This is a genomic window from Streptomyces sp. NPDC044064, from assembly GCF_056434245.1.
Map to the genome: position 1 here is coordinate 20,332 of NZ_JBWKFN010000015.1, position 18,980 is coordinate 39,311.

The window sequence follows — 18,980 nt, forward strand, 5'->3', positions numbered from 1 at the left end:
CGTGGGCCGCGCCCGGCGGGCGCGGCCCACGCGGCCGCCGAGAACGGGGGAGCGCGGGCGCTGACGCCCGGCCGGCGCGCCCCGGGACCGCGCCGTCGAGGCGGCCCTCGCGGTCCGCCGGTGCCGGCACGTCTCAGCCGAAGCGGCCCGCCACGTAGTCAGCCGTGCGCTGGTCCGCCGGGGCGTTGAACATCTGCTCGGTCATGCCGTGTTCGACGATCCCGCCGGGGGTGCCCTGCTCGGCGAGGAAGAAGGCGCACTGGTCGGAGACGCGGGCCGCCTGCTGCATGTTGTGCGTGACGATCACGATCGTGACCTGGCCGGCGAGTTCGTGGATGGTCTCCTCGACCCGGCGGGTGGAGGTCGGGTCGAGCGCCGAGCACGGCTCGTCCATGAGCAGGACCCGGGGCCGTACGGCCAGCGCGCGGGCGATGCACAGGCGCTGCTGCTGGCCGCCCGACAGTGCGCCGCCGGGCCGGCGGAGCCGGTCGCGGACCTCCTTCCACAGGCCCGCGCGGGTCAGGGACTCCTCCACCAGCTCGTCCTTCTCGCGGCGGTTCACGCGGGTGCCGGTGAGCTTGAGGCCGGCCACCACGTTGTCGTAGATCGACATCGCGGGGAACGGGTTGGGCTTCTGGAAGACCATGCCGATCCGGCGGCGGGCGTCGGTCAGGCGGCGCTCGGGCGCGTAGATGTCCTCGCCCTCGAAGAGCACCTCGCCGCCGAAGGCCGCGCCGGGGATCAGCTCGTGCATGCGGTTCAGGGTGCGCAGGAAGGTCGACTTGCCGCAGCCGGAGGGGCCGATCAGGGCCGTCACCCGGCCCGCGGGCATGGTCAGCGAGACCCGGCTGAGCACCTGGTGGCTGCCGAACCAGGCCGAGACCGCGCGGGCCTCCAGGGTGGCGGGCGCGGCGCCGGGGACGGGGGCTGCGACGGGCAGTACGGCGGTGTCGCCGACGGCGGTGTCGGTCACTGCGGTGTCGGTCACTGCGGTCTCGGTCATGGTGGCCACCTCTGGTCGGGCAGGTCTAGAGCAGGTTCGGGAGCAGCTCGGTGGTGCGTGTGGCGACCTGGAGGCCCAGCACGGCGACGACCGGCGCGAAGACGATCCACGTCTGGTGGCGGCCCCAGCGGTGCCACGTCCACACCGCGGCGATGGAGGCGAGGAGCAGCGCCTGGAGCCACAGCACGAGCGGCCAGGGCACCCCGGAGGGGCGGGCCAGCGGCTGCTCGGAGTCCGGCAGGGTGCCGGAGCGGATCACGGCCGCCGGGGTCTGGAAGGGCGCGGAGACCAGGTCGGCGTCGACGCGCAGGATGCCGCCGGGCATGAAGCGGGGGCCGGTCGCGGTGACCAGCACCAGGCGGCCCTTGCCCGCGGCGGCGGGGGCGGGTGCCGGGTCGCCGGCCCGCCGTACGTCGATGACCTGGTACTCGGCCTTGCCCTGGCCGGTGGTCACGGTGAAGGTGTTGCCCGCGGTGAGGTCGGCCAGCTGCCCGAACGGGGCGCCGTACGCGGCGGCCCGGCCCATCAGCACGCTGGTCCCGGCCTGCCCGGGCATCGGGGTGTCCCGGCGGTGACCGGGGCCGTCGGTCGTGACGGCGGAGTCGGTGCCCTCGAACACGACCTGGTTCAGGCCGAGTCGCGGTACGTCGATGAGCGCGACCGGGGTGCCCGGCGCGAGCAGCTTGCCCTGCTGGTCGGTCTGGGACACGGGGGCAGTGCCCAGGGCGAGCTGCTCGCGCAGCTCGTCGAACGCGGCGTGCTGCGCGCTGTGCTGCTGGATGCCGCTGACGAGCAGCAGCTGGGCGGTGATGCCGAGCAGCAGGGCTGCGAGGCTGAGCAGGCCGCCGCGGGCCAGGTGGCGGACTGCGGTGACACCGCGGACGCGGGTGCGCGGCGCGGCCGGTGCGAGCGTGGTCGGTACGGCGACGGTCACGTCGGCCCGCCTCCTTCGCTGGGGGTGGGGGGCTGCCGGGGAGACGGGACTGGTCTCCCCGGCAGCCGGGCGGGTCAGGTGGACTTGACGGTGAAGTTGGCGCCGGCCTTGGCCGCGACCGTGGTCGAGCCCGCGTAGAAGGCGTGCAGCGTGTGCTTGCCGCGGCTCAGCTTCGGCAGGGTGATGGTCACCTTGCCGCCGCTCAGCTTGCCGGTGGCGAGCACCTTGGTGCCCTCGTAGATGCGCACGGTGCCGCCCGGGGTGGTGCCGGTCGCGGTGACCTTCACGGTCACCTTGGCCTGGGCGGTGTGGCTGATGGAGGCGGGCGCGGTGGAGCTGACCGACGGCGTCGCCTTGGTGACCTTCAGGCCGGCCGTGGTCGAGGACGCGTTGAGCTTGCCGTTGCCCGCGTAGGAGACGGTCAGCGTGTGCGTGGCGACCTTGAGGTGGTTCGACAGGCCGACGGTGACCTTGCCGGACGCGTCCAGGGTGCCGGTGCCGAGGACCGTGGAGCCCTCCTTCACCGTGACCTTGCCGGTGGGGGCCACGCCGTGCGAGCCGGCCACGGTGACGACGACCTTCGGGGTCTTGCCGTACGCGGTGGTCGCGGCGGTCGCCGTGGTGGTGCTCTTGAACTTCACCGAGCCGGACCAGGTGGCCGTGGCGCCGGTGCCGTTGAGGTTGGCGCCGGCGACCGTGGCGGTGTAGCTGCCGGTGGCCAGTCCCGTGAAGGTGTACGAGGTGGAGCTCGCCTGAACGTCCTTGACGGCCACGACGGCGCCGTCCGAGTCGGTCAGCGTGACCCGGTAGTCGGTGAGCGGCAGACCGGTGGGCGCCGGCGCGGTCCAGGACAGCTTCAGCGACGCGTCGCCCGGCGTGCCCTTCACCCCGGTGGGCGCGGAGGGGGTCGAGGCGTCGATGCCCGACTCCTCCAGGCCGCCCAGCTTGGCGTGCTTGGCCACGCTGACCGAGCCGTTGTACGACTCGTTCACGAAGCCGAAGGCGGAGATGACGCCCTCGGCGGAGTCCGCGGCCATCGCGGCCTCGTGGCTGCCGGCCGTCACGAAGACGTCGTAGAGGTCCTTGTCGAAGAAGATGCTGGTCGGGTCGATCGCCCGGGACGGCACGACGTTGTAGACGTCACGGCCGAAGGTGGAGTTCTCGTAGTAGGCGTTGACCGGGGCGAGCTTGCCGTTGACCGTGGTCACCGGGCTGGTGGCACCGGAGTCGCCGGGCAGCTGCACCGCGGCGAGGTGACCGCCCGCGGCCGCCGAGGTCTTGGTGAAGTCGGGGGAGACGCCGTTGTTCTGGGCGATCCAGGAACCGACCGAGAAGGGGACCAGGGCGCCGTCCTCGGTGAGGGCCGCGTCGCCCTGGTTCTCCTGGACCGTCGGGATGTTCGGGGAGAGCGTGGCGTCGGTCAGGCCGATCGCGGACAGGAAGAACTTGCGGGTGCCCGAGCCGCTCTGCGGGATCTTCGGGTGCACGGTCTGGCCGTTCACCTGGGTGAGCGCACCGGAGTAGATGTCGTGCAGCTGGTCCTGCGTCAGGCTGTTCAGCGCCGAGCCCTTCACCGCGACGCCGACCGCGTCCCGGGCGAACGGGATGTAGGTGAGCGCGGTGCCGGAGGTGGACGGGCCGCTGGAGGAGCGGGCGAAGTCGATCTGGCCCTTGACGGCGACGCCGGAGGTGTCCGGGTACTTGTCACCGGTCAGCGACTCGCTCAGGGCCAGGCGGCCCTTGCCGGAGCCGTTGGGGCGCAGGAAGGACGGGCCGCCCGAGCGGGTGGTGATGTTCGAGGTGGTGGAGCCGGTGCCGGGCTCGATCGCGTCGTAGGAGGCGATGCCCGCGCCGCCTGCCGACTTGACGGCCGTACCGGTGTAGCTCGTGCCGTTCACGGTGTCACCGGCCAGGGCGTTGAGCACGTCCTGGGTGGTGTCGGAGCCCACGCCGACCAGCTGGCGGAAGGTACCGGCGGGGGTGGGGTCGGCGTACGCGGGGCTGGCCAGAGCCAGGCCGCCGGCCACCACGGCCGCGGCGACGAGCGCCGCCGTAGAGCGCGTTCTGCGCATCGAGAGTCTCCTGACGATAGTGCGTCGGTGCGGGAGAAGGGGATCTGGCAGGGTGGTACGGGCCGTCCGCCCCGACTGCCTTTCGGGGCGGGCGGCCGTCTGTGGGGGGCGCCCGGTGCGGGCGCCCCGGTCTCAGGGCCTCAGGGCAGCCGCCTGCGCAGCCGCTCGGGCAGGGAGAAGGCCGGCACCACGGTCACCGTGCGGCCGCCGGGCAGCGGCACCCGCAGGGGCAGCCTCAGCCGGCTGCCGCCCGCGAAGGGCGCGCCGAGTCCGGCGAAGGCGCCGAGCGCGGCCCCGACCGGTACGGCGTAGCGGAGCGGATTCGCGGGGTCGGCCGGGGTGTTCCCGGCAGCCGTGGTCTCCACGGCCTTTCCGCCGTCGTACGAGGCCCGGGCGCTGGGCGTGGCACTGGCGCCGCCGTCCGCTCCCGTGCCTCCGGCACCGGAGGCGCCGCCGGAGGTGGCGCCGCCCGACCCGTCGCCGGTGCCGCCGGAGGACTGGCCGCCGCCGGTGCCGCCCGAGCCCGAGTCACCGTCGGTGGCGGGCGCCCCCTTGTAGTGCAGGAGCGCTTCGGCCGCCTTCAGCGCGCGGTCGCGCAGCGTGCGGGAGAGCGGGGCGTACCCGTCGGGCAGCCGGCCCGGGTCGGCGCCGCTGATCTGACCGGCGCCCGCCGTGTAGCGCAGCAGCGCCGCGTAGTCCGCGCGGGCGTCCGCCTTCAGCCAGCCCGGCCGCGCGGCCGCGTAGACCAGCTGGGCCAGCGGGTAGGCGCCCTTCGCCTTGGCGTTCGCCGGGGTGATCTCGGCGACGTCCTTGCCGGAGGCGCTCTTGGCCGCCTCGGTCAGGGCCGTGGCGGTGGGGGCGACGAACTTGCCCGCCGTGTTGCGCAGCCTGGCCGTCTGCAGGCCGTACCGGTCGGCGGAGGCCGCGTCGGTGACCGTGATGACGAACCGCGAGCCGACCGTCTGCGGGCCGGGGCTGCGGTACGCGGGCGGGTTGGACAGCGGGTCCCAGGTCGACTTCCAGAGGGTGTCGGCGCGCCGGGTGTGCAGGGCGCCGGCGTGCATGTCGTCGACGTACGGGTGGAAGTCGGTCATGCACTGCCGGGCGTCCTTGGGAGCGTCGGTGCCGGGCGGCACCGTGCACCAGGGGTCGCTCTTCGGGTACTCGTCGACGTGCCCGGGGTCGAAGGCGAGACCGGAGGGGTTCAGGTCCGTGTTGGTGCTGTAGTACGGGTTGACCCGCATGCCCCAGTCGTCGGAGACGCCGGAGAGGAACTGCCGGGCCTCCTTGTCCGAGAGGATCCACTGCCACACCGCGCGGGCGCTGTCGCTGTGGCCGAGCGAGGTGAGCAGGTCGGTGTCGGTGGCCGGGGTCTCGGCGACCGAGAGGTAGGCGAACTCGGGGTTGAGGGCGATGAACTCGGGGTCGCTCGCCAGGCCCGCCGGGTTGTTCTTCGCCCAGCCGTATCCGTGGGCCGCCTTGTCGCCGAGCACCGAACCCCAGGTGGAGTTGCGGTACGACTCGGTGAGCAGTTTGGCGACCAGCCGGGGGGTCAGCCTGATCGACTCGACCTTGGTGCCCGCCTGTTTCCTGATGTTCTCGGGCGCTCCGGCCTTGGGTCTGCGTTCGATCGTGAACCCGATGACGGCGCCGGACAGCGCCACGGGCGCGTACGTCGTCGTACCGCCCGGTGCCGTCGTGCCGTCGTCGGCGCCCAGGGCGCGGGTGGTGAAGCCGAGGCCGAACGTCTTGTCGGTGCCCAGCCGGGAGCGGGTGTCGGGCTCGCCGAGTTCCGTGTAGCCGTACACCTTGCCGGACGGGCACAGGGCCGCCTGCCAGCTGGTCACGGCGTCGGCGACCAGCTCGCTGCCGGTGGTGGGGCGCTCGTCGCTGCCCAGCGGGCAGTTGCTGCCCACCTGGTTGAAGTGCAGCGGGATCGCGATGCGGTTCTGCCAGTTGGTCGAGGAGACCGGGGAGCCCGCGTTGACCTGGCTGTGGTCCGCGTACGGCTTTCCGTCGAGGTCGAGGTGGCCCTGCGGGACGATCACCAGCCAGCAGGAGCGCGGTCTGGTGACGCCGCTCTGGGTGACCGGGGAGCCACAGCCCAGGTGCGGGGCCTCGTTGGCGGTCTGTACCTCGAAGTACTCCTGGCCGGTGCCGGCGGCACCGGTGCGGGCGAAGTCGACCTCGTTGGTGGTGTTGTGGTTGAAGAACCGGTTGTTCTGGGTGTTGGTGAGGACCGTCTCGCCGGTGACCGCCTTGAACGGCACCTCGCCCGGGACACCGGGGGGCTGGGCGGCGCCGTAGCGGTTGTCCTGGCCGTAGTTGGTGGGGTCGGCGCTGTAGAAGATCTGGCGGGTGTCGTCCAGCTGGTTGCCGGGCCAGTTGCCGCGGTCGGTGGTCGGGGAGGCGCCGTACTGGCACTGGGTGCGGGGCGGGCCGGGGTTGCCCGGGACGGTGCCGTCGTCGTCGCCCCAGCACTGCATGATCTGCACGAAGTCGGTGTCGAACAAGGTGCCGGCGAAGGTGGTCGGCGTGCCGCCGCTCCAGGAGACCTTGATCGCCTGGCTGGTGAGGTGGCTCGTCCGGTCGACGGTGAACTTCATGTCCTTGAACTCGCCCCGCCCGGAGACGGTGACCGCCGAGCCGGCGGGGGCGGCGGTCGCGGAGGGCGCCGCCTGGGCGACCGCGAGGCCCGCGAGGGCGCCCACGGTCGCACCGGCGAGGAGGCGGATCAGGGCGCCGCGGACACGGCCGGGCCGTCTGCGGATCATCGCCGGTCACCGCCCTCGGCGCTGTCCTGCGACCGGGCGCCGACCAGGCGGGAGACGACCGAGGGCAGCAGGACCAGGCCGAGCACCAGGAACGCGGCCAGCAGCATCAGCGTCTGGGTCGCGGTCCAGCCGTGGCCGGCGGCGACGGCGACCGGCTGGGCGAGGGCGACGGTGTTGTCGGCGCCCGTACCGGTGCCGCCCGAGCCGCCGCCCGCGCTCGCGCCCGGCGCGATGGTCTGCCCGGTGTCCGGGTCGACGGACGGGCCGCCGCTGCCGCCGCTGCCTGTCGTACCGTTTCCGCCGGAGGCGGAGGAGCCGCCGTTCGACGTACCGCCCGCCGTGGACCCGCCGTTGGCGCCACCGTTGCCGTCATCGCCCTTGGCGCCGCCGCTGCCCGTGGTGCACGGCGGGGCGCCCTTCTTGTCGCAGGGCTTCGGGTAGGGCGCGGTGTCGGCGAGCCGGTTGTGGCCGTCGGGGGTGAACGTCGGGTTGTTGCAGCGCTTGATGTCGATGTTCTGCGCCTGCACGCCCGGGATCCGGCGGATCTGGTCGAAGCCGGCCTTGACCAGGTTGATCGGCAGCGGCGAGTAGCCGAGCTTGGGCGCCTGCTGCTGGCCCTGGCACATGAAGTAGTACGAGAACGCGCCCAGCGTCCGGCCCTTGACCGTGCTGAAGGTGCCCCGCACCTTGAGCGGCAGGATCATGTACGAGTAGCTGGACAGCGGGTAGTTGCGCTTGTCGGAGTCGTTGTAGACGCCGTCGAGCTGCTGGGTGAGGTAGTCCGGGGAGTTCTTGTTCGTGTTGATCCGGGCCTTGAGCAGCGAGACCGCGACGTTCTGCGGGGTCGGCTCGGTGTAGTAGCCCGAGTGGTTCAGGATCTTGGCGACCGGGTAGTGCGCGTTGAGCGCGTAGGAGTAGTTGACGTACCCGATCGCGCCCTCGCCGTAGTTCTGGGCGACGTAGCCGGCCACACCGAGGTCGCCGGACTGGGCGATCATCCCGGGGCTGGTCGGGTAGTTCGAGGTCTGACCGCAGGAGCCGGAGCGGCCCACCTTGCGGCAGTAGTCCTGCCACAGCGCCTTGTGCTGGTTGGTCATCCACAGCGTGAACTGGGCGGTGGAGCCGGAGCCGTCGGAGCGGACGACCGGGACGATCGTGCGGTGGGGCAGCTGCAGGCCCGGGTTGTCGGCCCGGATCACCGGGTCGTCCCAGGTCTTGACGACCCCGGTGAAGATCTTCGTGACGACGTCGCCGGACAGACGCAGGTTGGTGACCCGCTTGCCGTTGACGGTCAGGTGGTACATGAAGACGGTGCCGCCGGCGACGATGGGCATGTAGGCGTACGAGCCCGCCGCCGGGCGTTCGGCCGCGGAGCCGTCCGTCGGGTGGGTCTGGAACGGGATGTCGGAGACCGCGAAGTCGACCGTGCCGCTGAGGAACTGGCGGCGGCCGTCGGAGGAACCGGTGCCGGCGTAGCTGATGCGCATGCCGTACTGGTTCACCGCGCGGCGCCACTCGTCCACGGCGTTCTCCGCCCAGGTGGAGCCTGCGCCGGAGATGGGGGTGTAGGTGTCGGCCGACGCCGGGGTGGCTGTCGCGAGGATGCCCATCAGTGCGGCCAGGATGCCCAGCCGTCGTAGGGCGGTGGTGAGTTGGCTGAGCATCAGAGGCTGCCTTCGTTGTCGGGTGCGGGTTCGTGGGCGGGCACCCGGCCCCCGGCCGGGTCCGGTTTCCCGCCCGCACCACCCGTGCGGCTTTCGTGGTCGGGTGCGGGTGGCCCCTGCGGGGCCGAGTCGCCGTCGGCGGCCGCGGGGAGCCGGTCCTGCGGCGTCTCGTCGAACAGCGTCAGACCCGGTGCGTGCAGGTCCGCGAAGCGATCCGCATCGCGCCGCGACGCCCGTGCCGCCCGTCGTGCCTGGCGCTTGCTCTGGTGGCCGGGGCCGCGGCCACCGATGACGCGGGCGATCGCGAACAGCACCAGGACCAGGGCCATCAGCACCGCCGCCGCGCCGAAACCGCGGGCGATCATCGCCGGCTGGGGAGACTTGACGAAGTTGAAGACGGCGAGGGGCAGGGAGACCATCGGGCCGTTCGTCGGGTCGGCGTTCAGCGCCGCCGTGAACCCGGCGGTGAGCAGCACCGGCGAGGTCTCGCCGATGCCGCGCGCGGTGCCGAGGATGACGGCCGTGGCGAGACCCGAGCGGGCGGTGGGCAGGACCACGTGCCACACCGTGCGCCAGCGCGGGGCGCCCAGGGCCTCCGCCGCCTCCGTCAGGGTGCCCGGCACCAGCCGCAGCACCACGTCCGCCGCCCGGATCACGATCGGCAGCATCATCACGCTGATCGCGAAGCCCGCCGCGAGCCCCGACTTCTGCATGCCGAGCCCGAGGATCCAGGTGGCGTACACCATCAGGCCGGCCACGATCGAGGGCAGCGCGGTCATCGCCTCGACGATGGTGCGGACGAAGCGGGAGAAGCGCCCGGGGATCTGGTTCAGGTACACGGCGCAGGCCAGGCCCAGCGGGACCGTGATCACCAGGGCGATGGTGATCATGGTGAGGGTGCCGAGCATGGCGTGCGCGATGCCGCCGTTGGTCAGCGGGTCGAGCGGGCCCGCGGCCTGCATGTCCTGGGTGAAGAAGTTGGCGTGCGGCAGCGCCTCGCGGCCGCGCCAGGCGGTGAAGCCGACGACCAGGGCGAGCGCGACGAACAGCAGGGTGGCCGCGCTCCACAGCACGACGGTCATCACCCGGTCCCGTACCGCCTGCCCGTTCTCCTCCAGGCCGGTGAGCACGGCGTAGACGAGGAGGAAGGCGAGGTAGGCCGTGACGGTGAAGCCCAGCCCGCCGGAGAAGGGGGCGAGCTGGCCGAACAGCAGCACGGCCGTGCAGAGTCCGGAGGCGGCGGCGCCGGTCAGGGACAGCACCCCCGAGCGGGTGGGGCCGCCGATCCGGCGGGGGACGTCCGGGAGTTCACCGGCGGGCTGCGCGGCGGCAGCGGTCTTGCCGACGACGTCGTCGCGTACGGCGTTCTCTTCCACGACAGTCATGTCAGGCCTCGCTCTGTGCGCCGGACCGGGAGCGGGCCACGACCGTCGACGCGGTGAAGTTGACCGCCAGGGTGAGCAGGAACAGCGCCAGGCCCGCGGCCATCAGTGCCGACATGCCGAAGGTGGAGGCGTCGCCGTAGTGCAGGGCGATCAGGGAGGAGACGGAGTTCGCGCCGGTCTGCAGGATGTGCGGCTGGATGGTGAAGACGGGCGAGATGATCAGGTAGACGGCGATGGTCTCGCCGAGCGCCCGGCCGAGCCCCAGCATGGTGCCGCCGATGATCCCGCCCTTGCCGTACGGCAGTACGACGGAGCGGATCATTCCCCAGCGGGTCGCGCCGAGGGCGTAGGCGCCCTCCCGCTCCCCGGCCGGGGCCTGGGCGAACACCTCGCGCATCACCGAGCACTGGATCGGCGCCACCATCAGGGCCACGACGAGCCCCGCGATGAAGGTCGAGGCGGTGTAGACGCTCTCGGTGGCCAGCGGTTCACCCGGCTGGGTGCCGTCCACCTTGAAGAGCGGGAACCACCCGAACCAGTCGGACAGCCAGCGCGACAGCCCGATCACATGCCCCTGCAGGAAGAACAGTCCCCACAGCCCGTACACCACCGACGGCACGGCCGCCATCAGGTCGACCATGGTCACGAGCGTGCGCCGCAGCGGGCGTGGTGCCACGTCGGAGATGAACAGCGCGGTGCCCACGGCCAGCGGTACGGAGATGGCGACGGCGACCAGGGCGATGAGCAGCGTCCCGGTGAGGACCGCGGCGATCCCGAACTTGTGGACGTCCGGCTGCCACTCGGCGGTGGTGAGGAAGGCGAACCCCCTGACCCTGAGCGCCTGTCCGGCCCTCAACAGCAGAAACAGGCCAACACCTGCCATGACTGCCAGGACGGCGACGCCGGTGGCGGTCAGCTGATACCGGAAGATCCGGTCCCCGAGGCTCCGTGCGGCGAACGCCCTTCGGGGCAACGGCCGTTCAGGTTTCTCGGGCGGGTCGGATCTGTTGGGCCCGGCTCTGCCGGGCCCCTCTACGGCGGACACCACGTGTGGCCCCCCATGCGACATCAAGCGACATGTACGGGAACGGCGTCCCCGCGCGGGGAGAGTCAATGGCTGGATGCTGTCGCTTCCGGGCGCCACAGACGGCCCGTAGATGAATGGTTCATGTCATCTCGGTGGGGGAGTCGTGTGTGTAGTGGCCATGCGCCGGTCGGTCCGGTCCGGCCGTGCGCCGGTCCGCGCCGGTCGGTTCAGTCCGGCTGCGCGGGCGCGGTGCGGCGGGCGTAGGCGCGGGCCGCGCGGGCGCGGTCGCCGCAGCGGGTGGAGCACCAGTGGCGGCGGCCGTGCCGGAGGAGGTAGCGGTTGCACGGGCTGGAGCCGCAGGCGGTGAGACGGCCGGCGTCGGGGCCGGTGAGCAGTTCGGCGGCGTCGGAGGCGAGGGCCGCCAGGGCGTGCTCGACGATCTGGGTCGTGGGGTGCGAGGCCGCCCGGTAGAGGCCGCGTTCGGGGTGCCAGTGCAGCAGGGTGGCCGCGGGGGCGCGGGTGAGCGCGTCGTTGAGCGCGTCCAGCGCGTCGGCGGGGGCGGCGTGCCCGTCGACCCGGGAGGCGAGCAGGGCGCGGATCTGTTCGCGCAGGGAGCGCAGCCGGGCCGCGCAGGTCTCCTGGAGCTGAGCGCCGGCCGGGGCCAGGCCGTGCTCCACGAGCCAGCGTTCGGCCGCGGCGGGCGTTTCGAGCAGGTCGGTGAGCTGGCCGCCGGGCAGGGCGACGGCACTGTTGGCGAGGTCGAGGGCGGCGTACTGCTCCGCGCCCGGCGCGGGGTGCACGGTCGGCTCGTCGGTCACGGTCCCCTTCATGAGTCTCATGGTACGGCTTGCATCCATCCGTGAGAGGCGGCTAGCGTTCATCACGGATAGAAGATTTCTATCCGTGAGACAGCTATCCGTGAGACAACCCTCCGCGAGGTGCCCCCATGACTGCAGCCGGTCCGAACTCCGACCCCACGAGCGAGCAGGTGCCCGTCCGCGTCCTCGGCGGCCCGACCGTCCTCATCGAGTACGGCGGCCTCCGCCTCCTCACCGACCCCACCTTCGACGCCCCCGGCGACTACCCCTCGCCCAGCGGCCGGGTCCTGACCAAGACCGCGCCGCCCCGCCTCACCCCGGCCGAACTCGGCCCCGTGGACGTCGTCCTGCTCTCCCACGACCAGCACGCCGACAACCTCGACCACTCGGGCCGTGCCCTGCTCGCCGAGGTGCCCCGCACCCTCACCACACCGAGCGCCGCAGGCCGCCTCGGCGGCACCGCCCGCGCCCTCGTCCCCTGGGAGTCCGTCGAACTGCCCCGCCCCGACGGCGGCACCGTCACCGTCACCGCCGCACCCGGCCTGCACGGCCCCAAGGGCTCCGAGTCGATCGTGGGCGAAGTCACCGGCTTCGTCCTGACCTCCGCCGACCTGCCCACCGTCTACGTCAGCGGCGACAACGCCTCGCTCGAACTCGTCCAGGAGATCGCGGACCGGTACGCCCCCGTCGACACCGCCGTCCTCTTCGCCGGCGCACCCCGCCTGCCCGTCCTCGACGACGCCCTCCTCGTCCTCGACGGCGCGGGAACCGCGACCGCCGCCCGCCTCCTCGACGCCCGCCGCGTGGTCCCGGCCCACTGCGACAGCTGGGCCCACTTCACCGAGACCAGGCAGGACGTGGTGGCCGCGTTCGCCGAGGCGGGACTGACGGAGCGGCTGCAGCCGGCCTGAGCGGCCGGCGGCGTCGTGGGGCCGTAGTACCGCGGTACCACCCGGCCGGGCCCCGTTCAGCCCCCGGTACCACGGAATCGGGCGATTCGGACTTTAGCGTTGCGGGTGAGGCGCCGGACGCGACGGGCGCCCGAGGCCGAGGGAGAGCGACGCGCATGATCGACGCACGGCAACTGACCAAGCGGTACGGAGGGAAGACGGCCGTCGACGGGCTGGACTTCGTCGTGAAGCCGGGCACCGTGACCGGCTTCCTGGGGCCCAACGGCGCGGGGAAGTCCACCACCATGCGGATGATCGTCGGGCTCGACGCCCCGACGAGCGGCTCCGTCACCGTGAACGGCCACCACTACGCCCACCACCGGGCACCGCTGCAGGAGGTCGGGGCGCTCCTGGAGGCGAAGTCCGTCCACCCGGGCCGCACGGCCCACCAGCACCTCAGAGCGCTCGCCCTGACCCACGGCATCCCGCGCCGCCGGGTCGACGAGGTCATCGAGCTGGCCGGGCTCGGCAGCGTGGCCCGCAAGCGGGCCGGTGCCTTCTCGCTAGGCATGGGCCAGCGGCTCGGCATCGCGGCGGCGCTGCTCGGCGATCCGCAGACGGTGATGCTGGACGAGCCGGTCAACGGCCTCGACCCGGAGGGCGTGCGCTGGATCCGCACCCTGCTGACCTCGCTCGCGGCCGAGGGCCGGACCGTGTTCGTCTCCTCCCACCTGATGAGCGAGGTGGCACTGGTGGCGGACCATCTGATCGTCGTGGGCCGGGGCCGGCTGCTGGCCGACACCACCGTGAGCGACCTGGTCCGCGAGGCGGGCGGCGACACGGTGCGGGTCGCGACCGAGGACCCGGCACGGCTGCGGGACGTGCTGGCCGGCCCCGGCGTCGACATCACCGGCCGCGTCGGCTCCGAGGAACTCCAGGTCACCGGTCTGACCGCCCGTGAGATCGGACTGAAGGCCGCCGCACACGGCATCCCGCTGTTCGAACTGACCTCGCGGACCGTCTCCCTGGAGGAGGCGTTCATGGACCTGACCCGGGACGCCGTGGAGTACCACGGCTCCACGACCGGCAACGAGAGCCCCGAGACCGCCGGGAGGACGGCATGAGCACCCTCACCGCCACCGCCGAGGAACCCCGCACCGCTTCCACCCGCCCCGCCTACCGCGTGACCGGACGGCGCGTGCTGTCCTCCGAGTGGGCCAAACTCTGGTCGCTGCGCTCGACCTGGATCACCCTGGGCCTCGGCCTGCTCTTCCTCGTCGTCTTCGGACTCATCGCCGCGGCCCGCTACCGGTCGATGGTCGGCACCCCCCGCATGGCCCCGGACTTCGCCCGCGCGACGGCCGTGAGCCTGTCCCTCTTCGGCACCAACTTCGCCCAGCTGGCGCTCGGCGTCCTCGGCGTGCTGGTCATGGCGGGGGAGTACTCCACCGGACTGATCCGCTCGACCCTGGCGGCCGTACCGCGCCGGCTGCCCGTCCTGTGGTCCAAGGCGGCCGTGTTCGGGCTGGTCGCGCTGGTGGTCGGCACCGTCGGGGCGTTCGTCGCCTTCCTGCTCGGCAGCGGCATCGTCTCCGGCACGCCCGCCGCGATGGACCTGACCCACGCGGGGGTCGTCCGCAGCCTGCTGGGCGCCGGGCTCTACCTCGGCCTGGTCGGCGTCGTCGGGATCGCCCTGGGCGCGCTGCTGCGGTCGGTGGCCGGCGGCATCTCGGTGCTGGTCGGCACCCTCATGCTCATCCCCGGACTGACCTCCCTCCTGCCCAGTTCCTGGCAGGACGACATCAGCCCCTACCTGCCGAGCCACGCGGGCCAGGCGATGTTCGCCGTGACCCAGGACTCCACCACCCTGTCGCCCCTGCCCGGACTGCTGGTGCTCCTCGGCTGGACGGCACTCGCGCTGGCGGGGGCGGCGTACCGGCTGGTGCGCAGCGACGCCTGAGCATGGACGCGATGGACACGGTGATGTCCGAGGGCGGGGGGAACGGCACGACGGCGGCCGGCCGTGTGCACCATGGGCGGGTGACCGCCGTGACCGCCTACGACATCAGTGGGATGGGGCCGCTGGTCGCCCGGCTCGGCCGGGCGGGCCAGCGGCTCCGGCAGGCCGACCGGGCCCGGCCGTGGGTGCTGGACACCACGGTGGTGCTGCTGGTCCTCCTGATGTTCTGCCTGCCCGACCTGCTGCACGCGGGCGCCGGGGACGGCGACGGACCGCGCCACGCACGGCTCACCTTCACCCGGCCGTCCGTGGCGGCCATGTTCGCCCTGCAGGCGGGTCTGCTGCTGCCGCTGCTGTGGCGGAGGCGCCGGCCCCTCGCCGCCTTCGGTGCCGTCTGGGCCGTCTTCGTCCTGCAGTGGTCCCTCGATGTGGCGCTGCGCGCGGACGTGGCCCTCTTCATAGCGCTGTACAGCCTGGCCCTGCACGGGCGGCTGCGGCAGCTGCCCTGGGCCTGCGGGGCCAGCGCGGCCGGGATGGCGCTGGTCGCGGTGCGCGTCTCACCGGCCGTGTCCGTCTGGGACGCGCTGTTCTTCCTGCTGAGCACGGCGACCGCGGCCCTGGCGCTCGGCCTGGTGGTGCGCATCCGCCGGGCCCAGCTCGCAGGACTGCGGGACCGGGCGGCCCGGCTGGAGATCGAGCGCGACCAGCGCAGCAGGCTGGCCGCCGCCACCGAACGGGCCCGGGTGGCCCGCGAGATGCACGACATCGTCGGGCACAACCTGTCCGTCATCATCACGCTGGCCGATGCCGGCGCCTACGCCGGCGACACCGCTCCCGAACGCGGCAAGGAGGCCCTGCACCTCATCGGCGACACCGGCCGGCAGGCGCTCGGCGAACTCCGGCGCGTCCTCGGCGTCCTGCGCGAGGCGGCCGACGGCCCGCCGGGTGCGCCCGAACTCAGCCCGCAGCCCGGCATCGCGGACATCGGCGCACTGTGCGAGGGCGTGCGCGCAGCGGGTCTGGACGTCGTCTACCGGTCCGCCGGAGACGTCGACGCCCTGGACGACGGGGTGCAGCTGACGGCCTACCGGATCGCCCAGGAAGCCCTGACGAACACCCTCAAGCACGCGGGCGCCGGCACCCGGGCCCGTCTGTCGATCGCCGTCGAGGACACCCGGCTGACCATCCGGGTCCAGGACACCGGCCCGGCCGTCCGGCCCGGACCGCCGAACGAGGAAGGGCACGGCCTGGTGGGCATGCGGGAACGAGCGGCACTCTACGGCGGAACGGTCAGCGCGGGCCCGGCGGGCGGCGGCTGGCGGGTGGCCGTCTGTCTGGACCTGGCTTCGGCGGGCGGTGCCGCGTGACGACCGTACTGATCGTCGACGACCAGCCGCTCCAGCGCTACGGCTTCCGCCTGCTGCTGGAGTCCGTCCCCGGGACCGAGGTGGTCGGCGAGTCCGCGCACGGCGCCGAGGCCGTCCGCATGGCCGCCGAACTGCGCCCGGACGTCGTGCTGATGGACGTACGGATGCCCGGCATGGACGGCATCGAGGCCACCCGCCGTATCGCCGGGTCCGGCGGCCGCTCCCGGGTCCTCGTCCTGACCACCTTCGACCTGGACGAGTACGTCCACGCGGCCCTGCGCGCCGGAGCCAGCGGCTTCCTCCTCAAGGACGCGCGCCCCGAGGAACTCCTGGCCGGCATCCGCGCGGTCGCCGTCGGGGACGCCGTGATCGCGCCCGCGCTCACCCGGCGCCTGCTGGACGAGTTCGCCCGGCTCCTGCCGCGGCCCGCCGGTGATCCGGCCGAGGACGCGCGTCTGAACGCCCTCACCGAGCGCGAACGCGAGATCCTTGTCGCCATCGGCAGGGGCTGGACCAACGGCGAGATCGCCGCCCGCTTCGTCCTGTCCGAATCCACGGTCAAGACCCACGTGGGCCGGGTCCTGGCCAAGATCGGCGCGCGGGACCGCGTGCAGGCGGTGATCTTCGCGTACGACCGCGGGCTCGCCCTTCCGGGCGGCGGTCAGTAGCGCAGCGCCGAGCCGACCACCGCGTGTACCTCGCCGGTCAGCTTGCGGTTGCTGGTGGCCGTGGCCTCCCCGGTGGCTCCCGCGCCCACGTCCTTGACCGTCGCCACGGTCACGTCCAGCAGGTTGCCGCTCTTGTCCGTGAAGTTGACCTGGACGGCGAAGGACTTGGCGGAGTCGGCGGTGTTCTTGGCGGTCACCTTGACCGTGGCCTTGCCCGCGCTGTCGGGGGCGGGGGCGCCGAGCGTCACGTCGTCCTTGGCCTTCACCCCGTTCTTCACCGAGTCGAGCTTGTTCCTGGCCTGTGCCGAGGCCGAGGCCAGCGCGTCGCCTGCCTTGGAGGCGAGGGAGGCGGCGGCGGAGGAGGCCGCCGATGCCGCCTTGCTGGCGACGCCCGACGTGTTTCCGGAGCTGTCGCTGCCGGAACATCCGGCCGCCGCGACCCCGACGGCCAGGGCCAGCGCCGCGCCCGCCGTGCCCCTCGTCCACTTCTTTCGCACTGCCATACCGCGCCTCCACCGACTCCCGAGAGCTGTCTGTTCCTCTCACCTCAGTGAAGGGGCCGCGGCCGCGCCCTGCACGCCGGGTGAGGTGTCCGGGTGCCCTCCGTAGGGCCGCCCGGTTTCTCGCTTCCGTCGCGAAATTCACCCGAATGCAGCAGCGGCCGTACTCGCCGGGGGCGCCGATCGGAGTACCGACGGATAGTGGTGCCCGGGGAACGACGTCCCGACGGCTCCCCGGTACAGGAGGCTCCATGCGTGTCTCACGGCCGCTGGCCGCACTCACCGCTGTCGTGTCGCTCGGCATCGCGCTGACCGCTTGCCAGGACCAGGCGTCCGGAACGGTCGTGGCGCACACCGGTGCCCGATATGTGGAGACCTTCACGAACCCGCCGATCCGCGGGTGCCACCGTTTCCGCGAGGGCGTGACCCACATCAAGAACTACACGCTGAGCAGCATGCTCCTGTACACGACACCCGACTGCACCGTGCTGCCGGGCGGATCGAGCATCTACGTGGACATGCAGTCGTCGGACCAGGTGGTCCCGGCCTCCGGCCTGTGGCGGAGCTTCTCCTTCGCCCCCGAGTGACGCGTGCGACGAGGGCCGCCGCGAGTGAGGGCGCCCGGTCGGCGTCGGCGCCATGGATGCGCAGCGCGTCCGACCTGGTCCGCGTGCCGTGGGCCGACGCGATGCTCGTCCCCCTGCCCGCCGACCTGGACCCCGTGGCCATGGCCTCGGCGAGCGACAACTGGTCCCTGTCCTGGCGCCTGGTCGCCCCCCATCTGAGGAACCGGCCCGGGGCCCGCGTCCTGGTCGTCGCCCGCGGCAGCATCGGCCTCTACGTCTGCGACATCGCCCGTGCCCTCGGCGCCTCGGACGTCCTGTACGTCGACCCCGACCCGGAGCACCGCAAGCTGGCCGAGGGCTACGGCGCCCGCACCGCCGAGACGCTCGAACCCGTCCACCACGGCTTCGACCTGGCCGTGGAGGCGACGGGACGCGTCGACCAGCTCGGCCTGGCGGTCAGGTCCCTCGCTCCCGAGGGCATCTGCGAGTCGGCGGGCAACCACTTCCACCCCGGCGAGCTGCCCCTGCTCGACATGTACCTCACCGGCGTCACCCTGCGCATCGCCCGCGACAACGTCCGGGCCCGCATCCCGGACGCCCTCGACCTCGCCCGCTCCGGCCAGGTGGACCCGGCGCGCGTCGTCTCGCACGTCCTCGACTGGGAACATCTGCCCGACGCACTCCCCGAGAAGCACCTCAAGCCGGTCTTCGTCCGCGGCGGCGCGTAGCGGCGGTCCGTCGGGCAGGGACGGGTTGCTGCCCGACGGCCCCCGGGTGCCTCAGCCGACCTGGATGTGCTGGTTCATTCCGAGCTGCTTGTGACTGTCGACCGGGCAGTACACGTCGTACGTGCCCTTCTTGAGCGTCACCGTCACCGTCCCGTCGTGGCCCGGCGGGATGTCCTTGGTCCGGGCGTCCTCCACGCCGGGGCCGTCGATGGACAGGGCGTGGGTGATCTTGCCGGCGTTGTCGGAGACGAAGGTGTAGGTGCCTGGTGCGAACGACGTCCGGGGCAGCTTCAGCGTGTACTCGGTCTCCGTGACCGTCACCCGGGTCCCCGAGCCCGCCTGGGGCGTACCGGAAGCGGTCGAGCCGCTCGCGTGACCGCCGCCTCCGCTCGAACAGGCGGCCAGGAGGAGAGCGGCGCAGAAGGCCCCCGCTGCCGTACGGAGTGCCGTACGGGGTGTATGTGCCGAGATCGACATATGACTCATCCCCTTTCCCCTATGACGGATACGTTCGAACGGGCCGGATGGTTCGGGCCGGCAGGCCACCTGCGGCCCGGCGGCCGGAGCCGGTGCTCACATCCGCCCCCCGGGCCCTGTGCGGTGCGCTTAACCCCTGGTGATCCG

At 72.8% G+C, this 18,980-nt stretch carries 16 protein-coding genes and 1 pseudogene; 7 read left to right on the forward strand and 10 right to left on the reverse strand.

Annotation, left to right across the window (positions count from 1 at the left end):
- Positions 1 to 133: 133 nt before the first annotated feature.
- The 8 genes from pstB to AC07DS_RS24015 all read right to left on the reverse strand — a co-directional run bounded on the left by pstB (position 134) and on the right by AC07DS_RS24015 (position 11,698).
- Entirely contained in the window at positions 134 to 1,003 is an 870-nt protein-coding gene (gene pstB, locus AC07DS_RS23980; RefSeq protein WP_479148348.1) for a phosphate ABC transporter ATP-binding protein PstB, read from the reverse strand.
- A gap of 25 nt (positions 1,004 to 1,028) precedes the next feature.
- Entirely contained in the window at positions 1,029 to 1,937 is a 909-nt protein-coding gene (locus AC07DS_RS23985) for a sortase (protein ID WP_479148350.1), read from the reverse strand.
- A 74-nt stretch (positions 1,938 to 2,011) separates the two neighbouring features.
- The gene (locus AC07DS_RS23990; RefSeq protein WP_479148352.1) at positions 2,012 to 4,009 is read right to left on the reverse strand and encodes an Ig-like domain repeat protein; all 1,998 of its coding nucleotides are present in this window, start codon (positions 4,007 to 4,009) and stop codon (positions 2,012 to 2,014) included.
- Positions 4,010 to 4,149: 140 nt separating this feature from the next.
- Positions 4,150 to 6,783, reverse strand: a complete 2,634-nt coding sequence (locus tag AC07DS_RS23995; RefSeq protein WP_479148354.1) for a hypothetical protein — start codon at positions 6,781 to 6,783, stop codon at positions 4,150 to 4,152.
- Positions 6,780 to 8,447 carry a phosphate ABC transporter substrate-binding protein PstS gene (locus tag AC07DS_RS24000; protein WP_479148356.1) on the reverse strand — a complete coding sequence of 556 codons (1,668 nt, stop codon included), beginning with the start codon at positions 8,445 to 8,447 and terminating at the stop codon, positions 6,780 to 6,782. Before AC07DS_RS24000 ends, AC07DS_RS23995 begins: the two co-directional genes overlap by 4 nt.
- Positions 8,447 to 9,832: a phosphate ABC transporter permease PstA gene (gene pstA, locus AC07DS_RS24005; RefSeq protein ID WP_479148358.1), complete on the reverse strand. Its 1,386-nt coding sequence runs from the start codon at positions 9,830 to 9,832 to the stop codon at positions 8,447 to 8,449. The genes AC07DS_RS24000 and pstA overlap by 1 nt, the downstream gene beginning before the upstream one ends.
- Before the next feature lies 1 nt (position 9,833).
- Positions 9,834 to 10,901, reverse strand: a complete 1,068-nt coding sequence (pstC, locus tag AC07DS_RS24010; RefSeq protein WP_479148360.1) for a phosphate ABC transporter permease subunit PstC — start codon at positions 10,899 to 10,901, stop codon at positions 9,834 to 9,836.
- A 185-nt stretch (positions 10,902 to 11,086) separates the two neighbouring features.
- Positions 11,087 to 11,698 carry a CGNR zinc finger domain-containing protein gene (locus tag AC07DS_RS24015; protein ID WP_479148361.1) on the reverse strand — a complete coding sequence of 204 codons (612 nt, stop codon included), beginning with the start codon at positions 11,696 to 11,698 and terminating at the stop codon, positions 11,087 to 11,089.
- Positions 11,699 to 11,805: 107 nt separating this feature from the next.
- On the opposite strand from AC07DS_RS24015, the gene AC07DS_RS24020 reads away from it, so the two are divergent.
- From AC07DS_RS24020 to AC07DS_RS24040, 5 genes are all read left to right on the forward strand, one after another.
- Positions 11,806 to 12,588, forward strand: a complete 783-nt coding sequence (locus AC07DS_RS24020) for an MBL fold metallo-hydrolase (protein ID WP_479148364.1) — start codon at positions 11,806 to 11,808, stop codon at positions 12,586 to 12,588.
- Positions 12,589 to 12,743: 155 nt separating this feature from the next.
- The gene (locus AC07DS_RS24025) at positions 12,744 to 13,691 is read left to right on the forward strand and encodes an ABC transporter ATP-binding protein (RefSeq protein WP_479148366.1); all 948 of its coding nucleotides are present in this window, start codon (positions 12,744 to 12,746) and stop codon (positions 13,689 to 13,691) included.
- Positions 13,688 to 14,527: an ABC transporter permease gene (locus AC07DS_RS24030; RefSeq protein ID WP_479148368.1), complete on the forward strand. Its 840-nt coding sequence runs from the start codon at positions 13,688 to 13,690 to the stop codon at positions 14,525 to 14,527. Before AC07DS_RS24025 ends, AC07DS_RS24030 begins: the two co-directional genes overlap by 4 nt.
- Before the next feature lie 113 nt (positions 14,528 to 14,640).
- Positions 14,641 to 15,894: a sensor histidine kinase gene (locus AC07DS_RS24035; RefSeq protein WP_479148642.1), complete on the forward strand. Its 1,254-nt coding sequence runs from the start codon at positions 14,641 to 14,643 to the stop codon at positions 15,892 to 15,894.
- On the forward strand, positions 15,891 to 16,562 hold the full coding sequence (locus tag AC07DS_RS24040; RefSeq protein ID WP_479148370.1) for a response regulator: 672 nt from the start codon (positions 15,891 to 15,893) through the stop codon (positions 16,560 to 16,562). Before AC07DS_RS24035 ends, AC07DS_RS24040 begins: the two co-directional genes overlap by 4 nt.
- Here the strand turns inward: AC07DS_RS24040 and AC07DS_RS24045 are convergent.
- Positions 16,556 to 17,065 (reverse strand): FxLYD domain-containing protein, encoded by a 510-nt coding sequence (locus AC07DS_RS24045; RefSeq protein ID WP_479148372.1) that lies wholly within the window; start codon positions 17,063 to 17,065, stop codon positions 16,556 to 16,558. The genes AC07DS_RS24040 and AC07DS_RS24045 overlap by 7 nt on opposite strands.
- A 248-nt stretch (positions 17,066 to 17,313) precedes the next feature.
- Between AC07DS_RS24045 and AC07DS_RS24050 the strand changes: the two genes are divergently transcribed.
- Both AC07DS_RS24050 and AC07DS_RS24055 read left to right on the forward strand, forming a co-directional pair.
- Positions 17,314 to 17,649, forward strand: coding sequence for a hypothetical protein (locus tag AC07DS_RS24050; RefSeq protein WP_479148374.1), 336 nt, complete (start codon positions 17,314 to 17,316; stop codon positions 17,647 to 17,649).
- 53 nt (positions 17,650 to 17,702) lie between these two features.
- Positions 17,703 to 18,356, forward strand: a pseudogene (locus AC07DS_RS24055) (zinc-binding dehydrogenase); the annotation flags it as partial.
- Positions 18,357 to 18,407: 51 nt separating this feature from the next.
- Here AC07DS_RS24055 and AC07DS_RS24060 read toward each other — a convergent pair.
- Positions 18,408 to 18,833, reverse strand: a complete 426-nt coding sequence (locus AC07DS_RS24060) for a cupredoxin domain-containing protein (RefSeq protein ID WP_479148376.1) — start codon at positions 18,831 to 18,833, stop codon at positions 18,408 to 18,410.
- Positions 18,834 to 18,980: the final 147 nt, after the last annotated feature.

Excerpts from the sequence above, each read along its gene's own strand:
- pstB (WP_479148348.1), bottom strand. The coding sequence starts at position 1,003 with ATGACCGAGACCGCAGTGACCGACACCGCAGTGACCGACACCGCCGTC.
- AC07DS_RS23990 (WP_479148352.1), bottom strand. The coding sequence starts at position 4,009 with ATGCGCAGAACGCGCTCTACGGCGGCGCTCGTCGCCGCGGCCGTGGTG.
- AC07DS_RS23995 (WP_479148354.1), bottom strand. The coding sequence starts at position 6,783 with ATGATCCGCAGACGGCCCGGCCGTGTCCGCGGCGCCCTGATCCGCCTC.
- AC07DS_RS24000 (WP_479148356.1), bottom strand. The coding sequence starts at position 8,447 with ATGCTCAGCCAACTCACCACCGCCCTACGACGGCTGGGCATCCTGGCC.
- pstA (WP_479148358.1), bottom strand. The coding sequence starts at position 9,832 with ATGACTGTCGTGGAAGAGAACGCCGTACGCGACGACGTCGTCGGCAAG.
- pstC (WP_479148360.1), bottom strand. The coding sequence starts at position 10,901 with ATGTCGCATGGGGGGCCACACGTGGTGTCCGCCGTAGAGGGGCCCGGC.
- AC07DS_RS24015 (WP_479148361.1), bottom strand. The coding sequence starts at position 11,698 with ATGAGACTCATGAAGGGGACCGTGACCGACGAGCCGACCGTGCACCCC.
- AC07DS_RS24020 (WP_479148364.1), top strand. The coding sequence starts at position 11,806 with ATGACTGCAGCCGGTCCGAACTCCGACCCCACGAGCGAGCAGGTGCCC.
- AC07DS_RS24025 (WP_479148366.1), top strand. The coding sequence starts at position 12,744 with ATGATCGACGCACGGCAACTGACCAAGCGGTACGGAGGGAAGACGGCC.
- AC07DS_RS24030 (WP_479148368.1), top strand. The coding sequence starts at position 13,688 with ATGAGCACCCTCACCGCCACCGCCGAGGAACCCCGCACCGCTTCCACC.
- AC07DS_RS24035 (WP_479148642.1), top strand. The coding sequence starts at position 14,641 with ATGGGGCCGCTGGTCGCCCGGCTCGGCCGGGCGGGCCAGCGGCTCCGG.
- AC07DS_RS24045 (WP_479148372.1), bottom strand. The coding sequence starts at position 17,065 with ATGGCAGTGCGAAAGAAGTGGACGAGGGGCACGGCGGGCGCGGCGCTG.
- AC07DS_RS24050 (WP_479148374.1), top strand. The coding sequence starts at position 17,314 with ATGCGTGTCTCACGGCCGCTGGCCGCACTCACCGCTGTCGTGTCGCTC.
- AC07DS_RS24060 (WP_479148376.1), bottom strand. The coding sequence starts at position 18,833 with ATGTCGATCTCGGCACATACACCCCGTACGGCACTCCGTACGGCAGCG.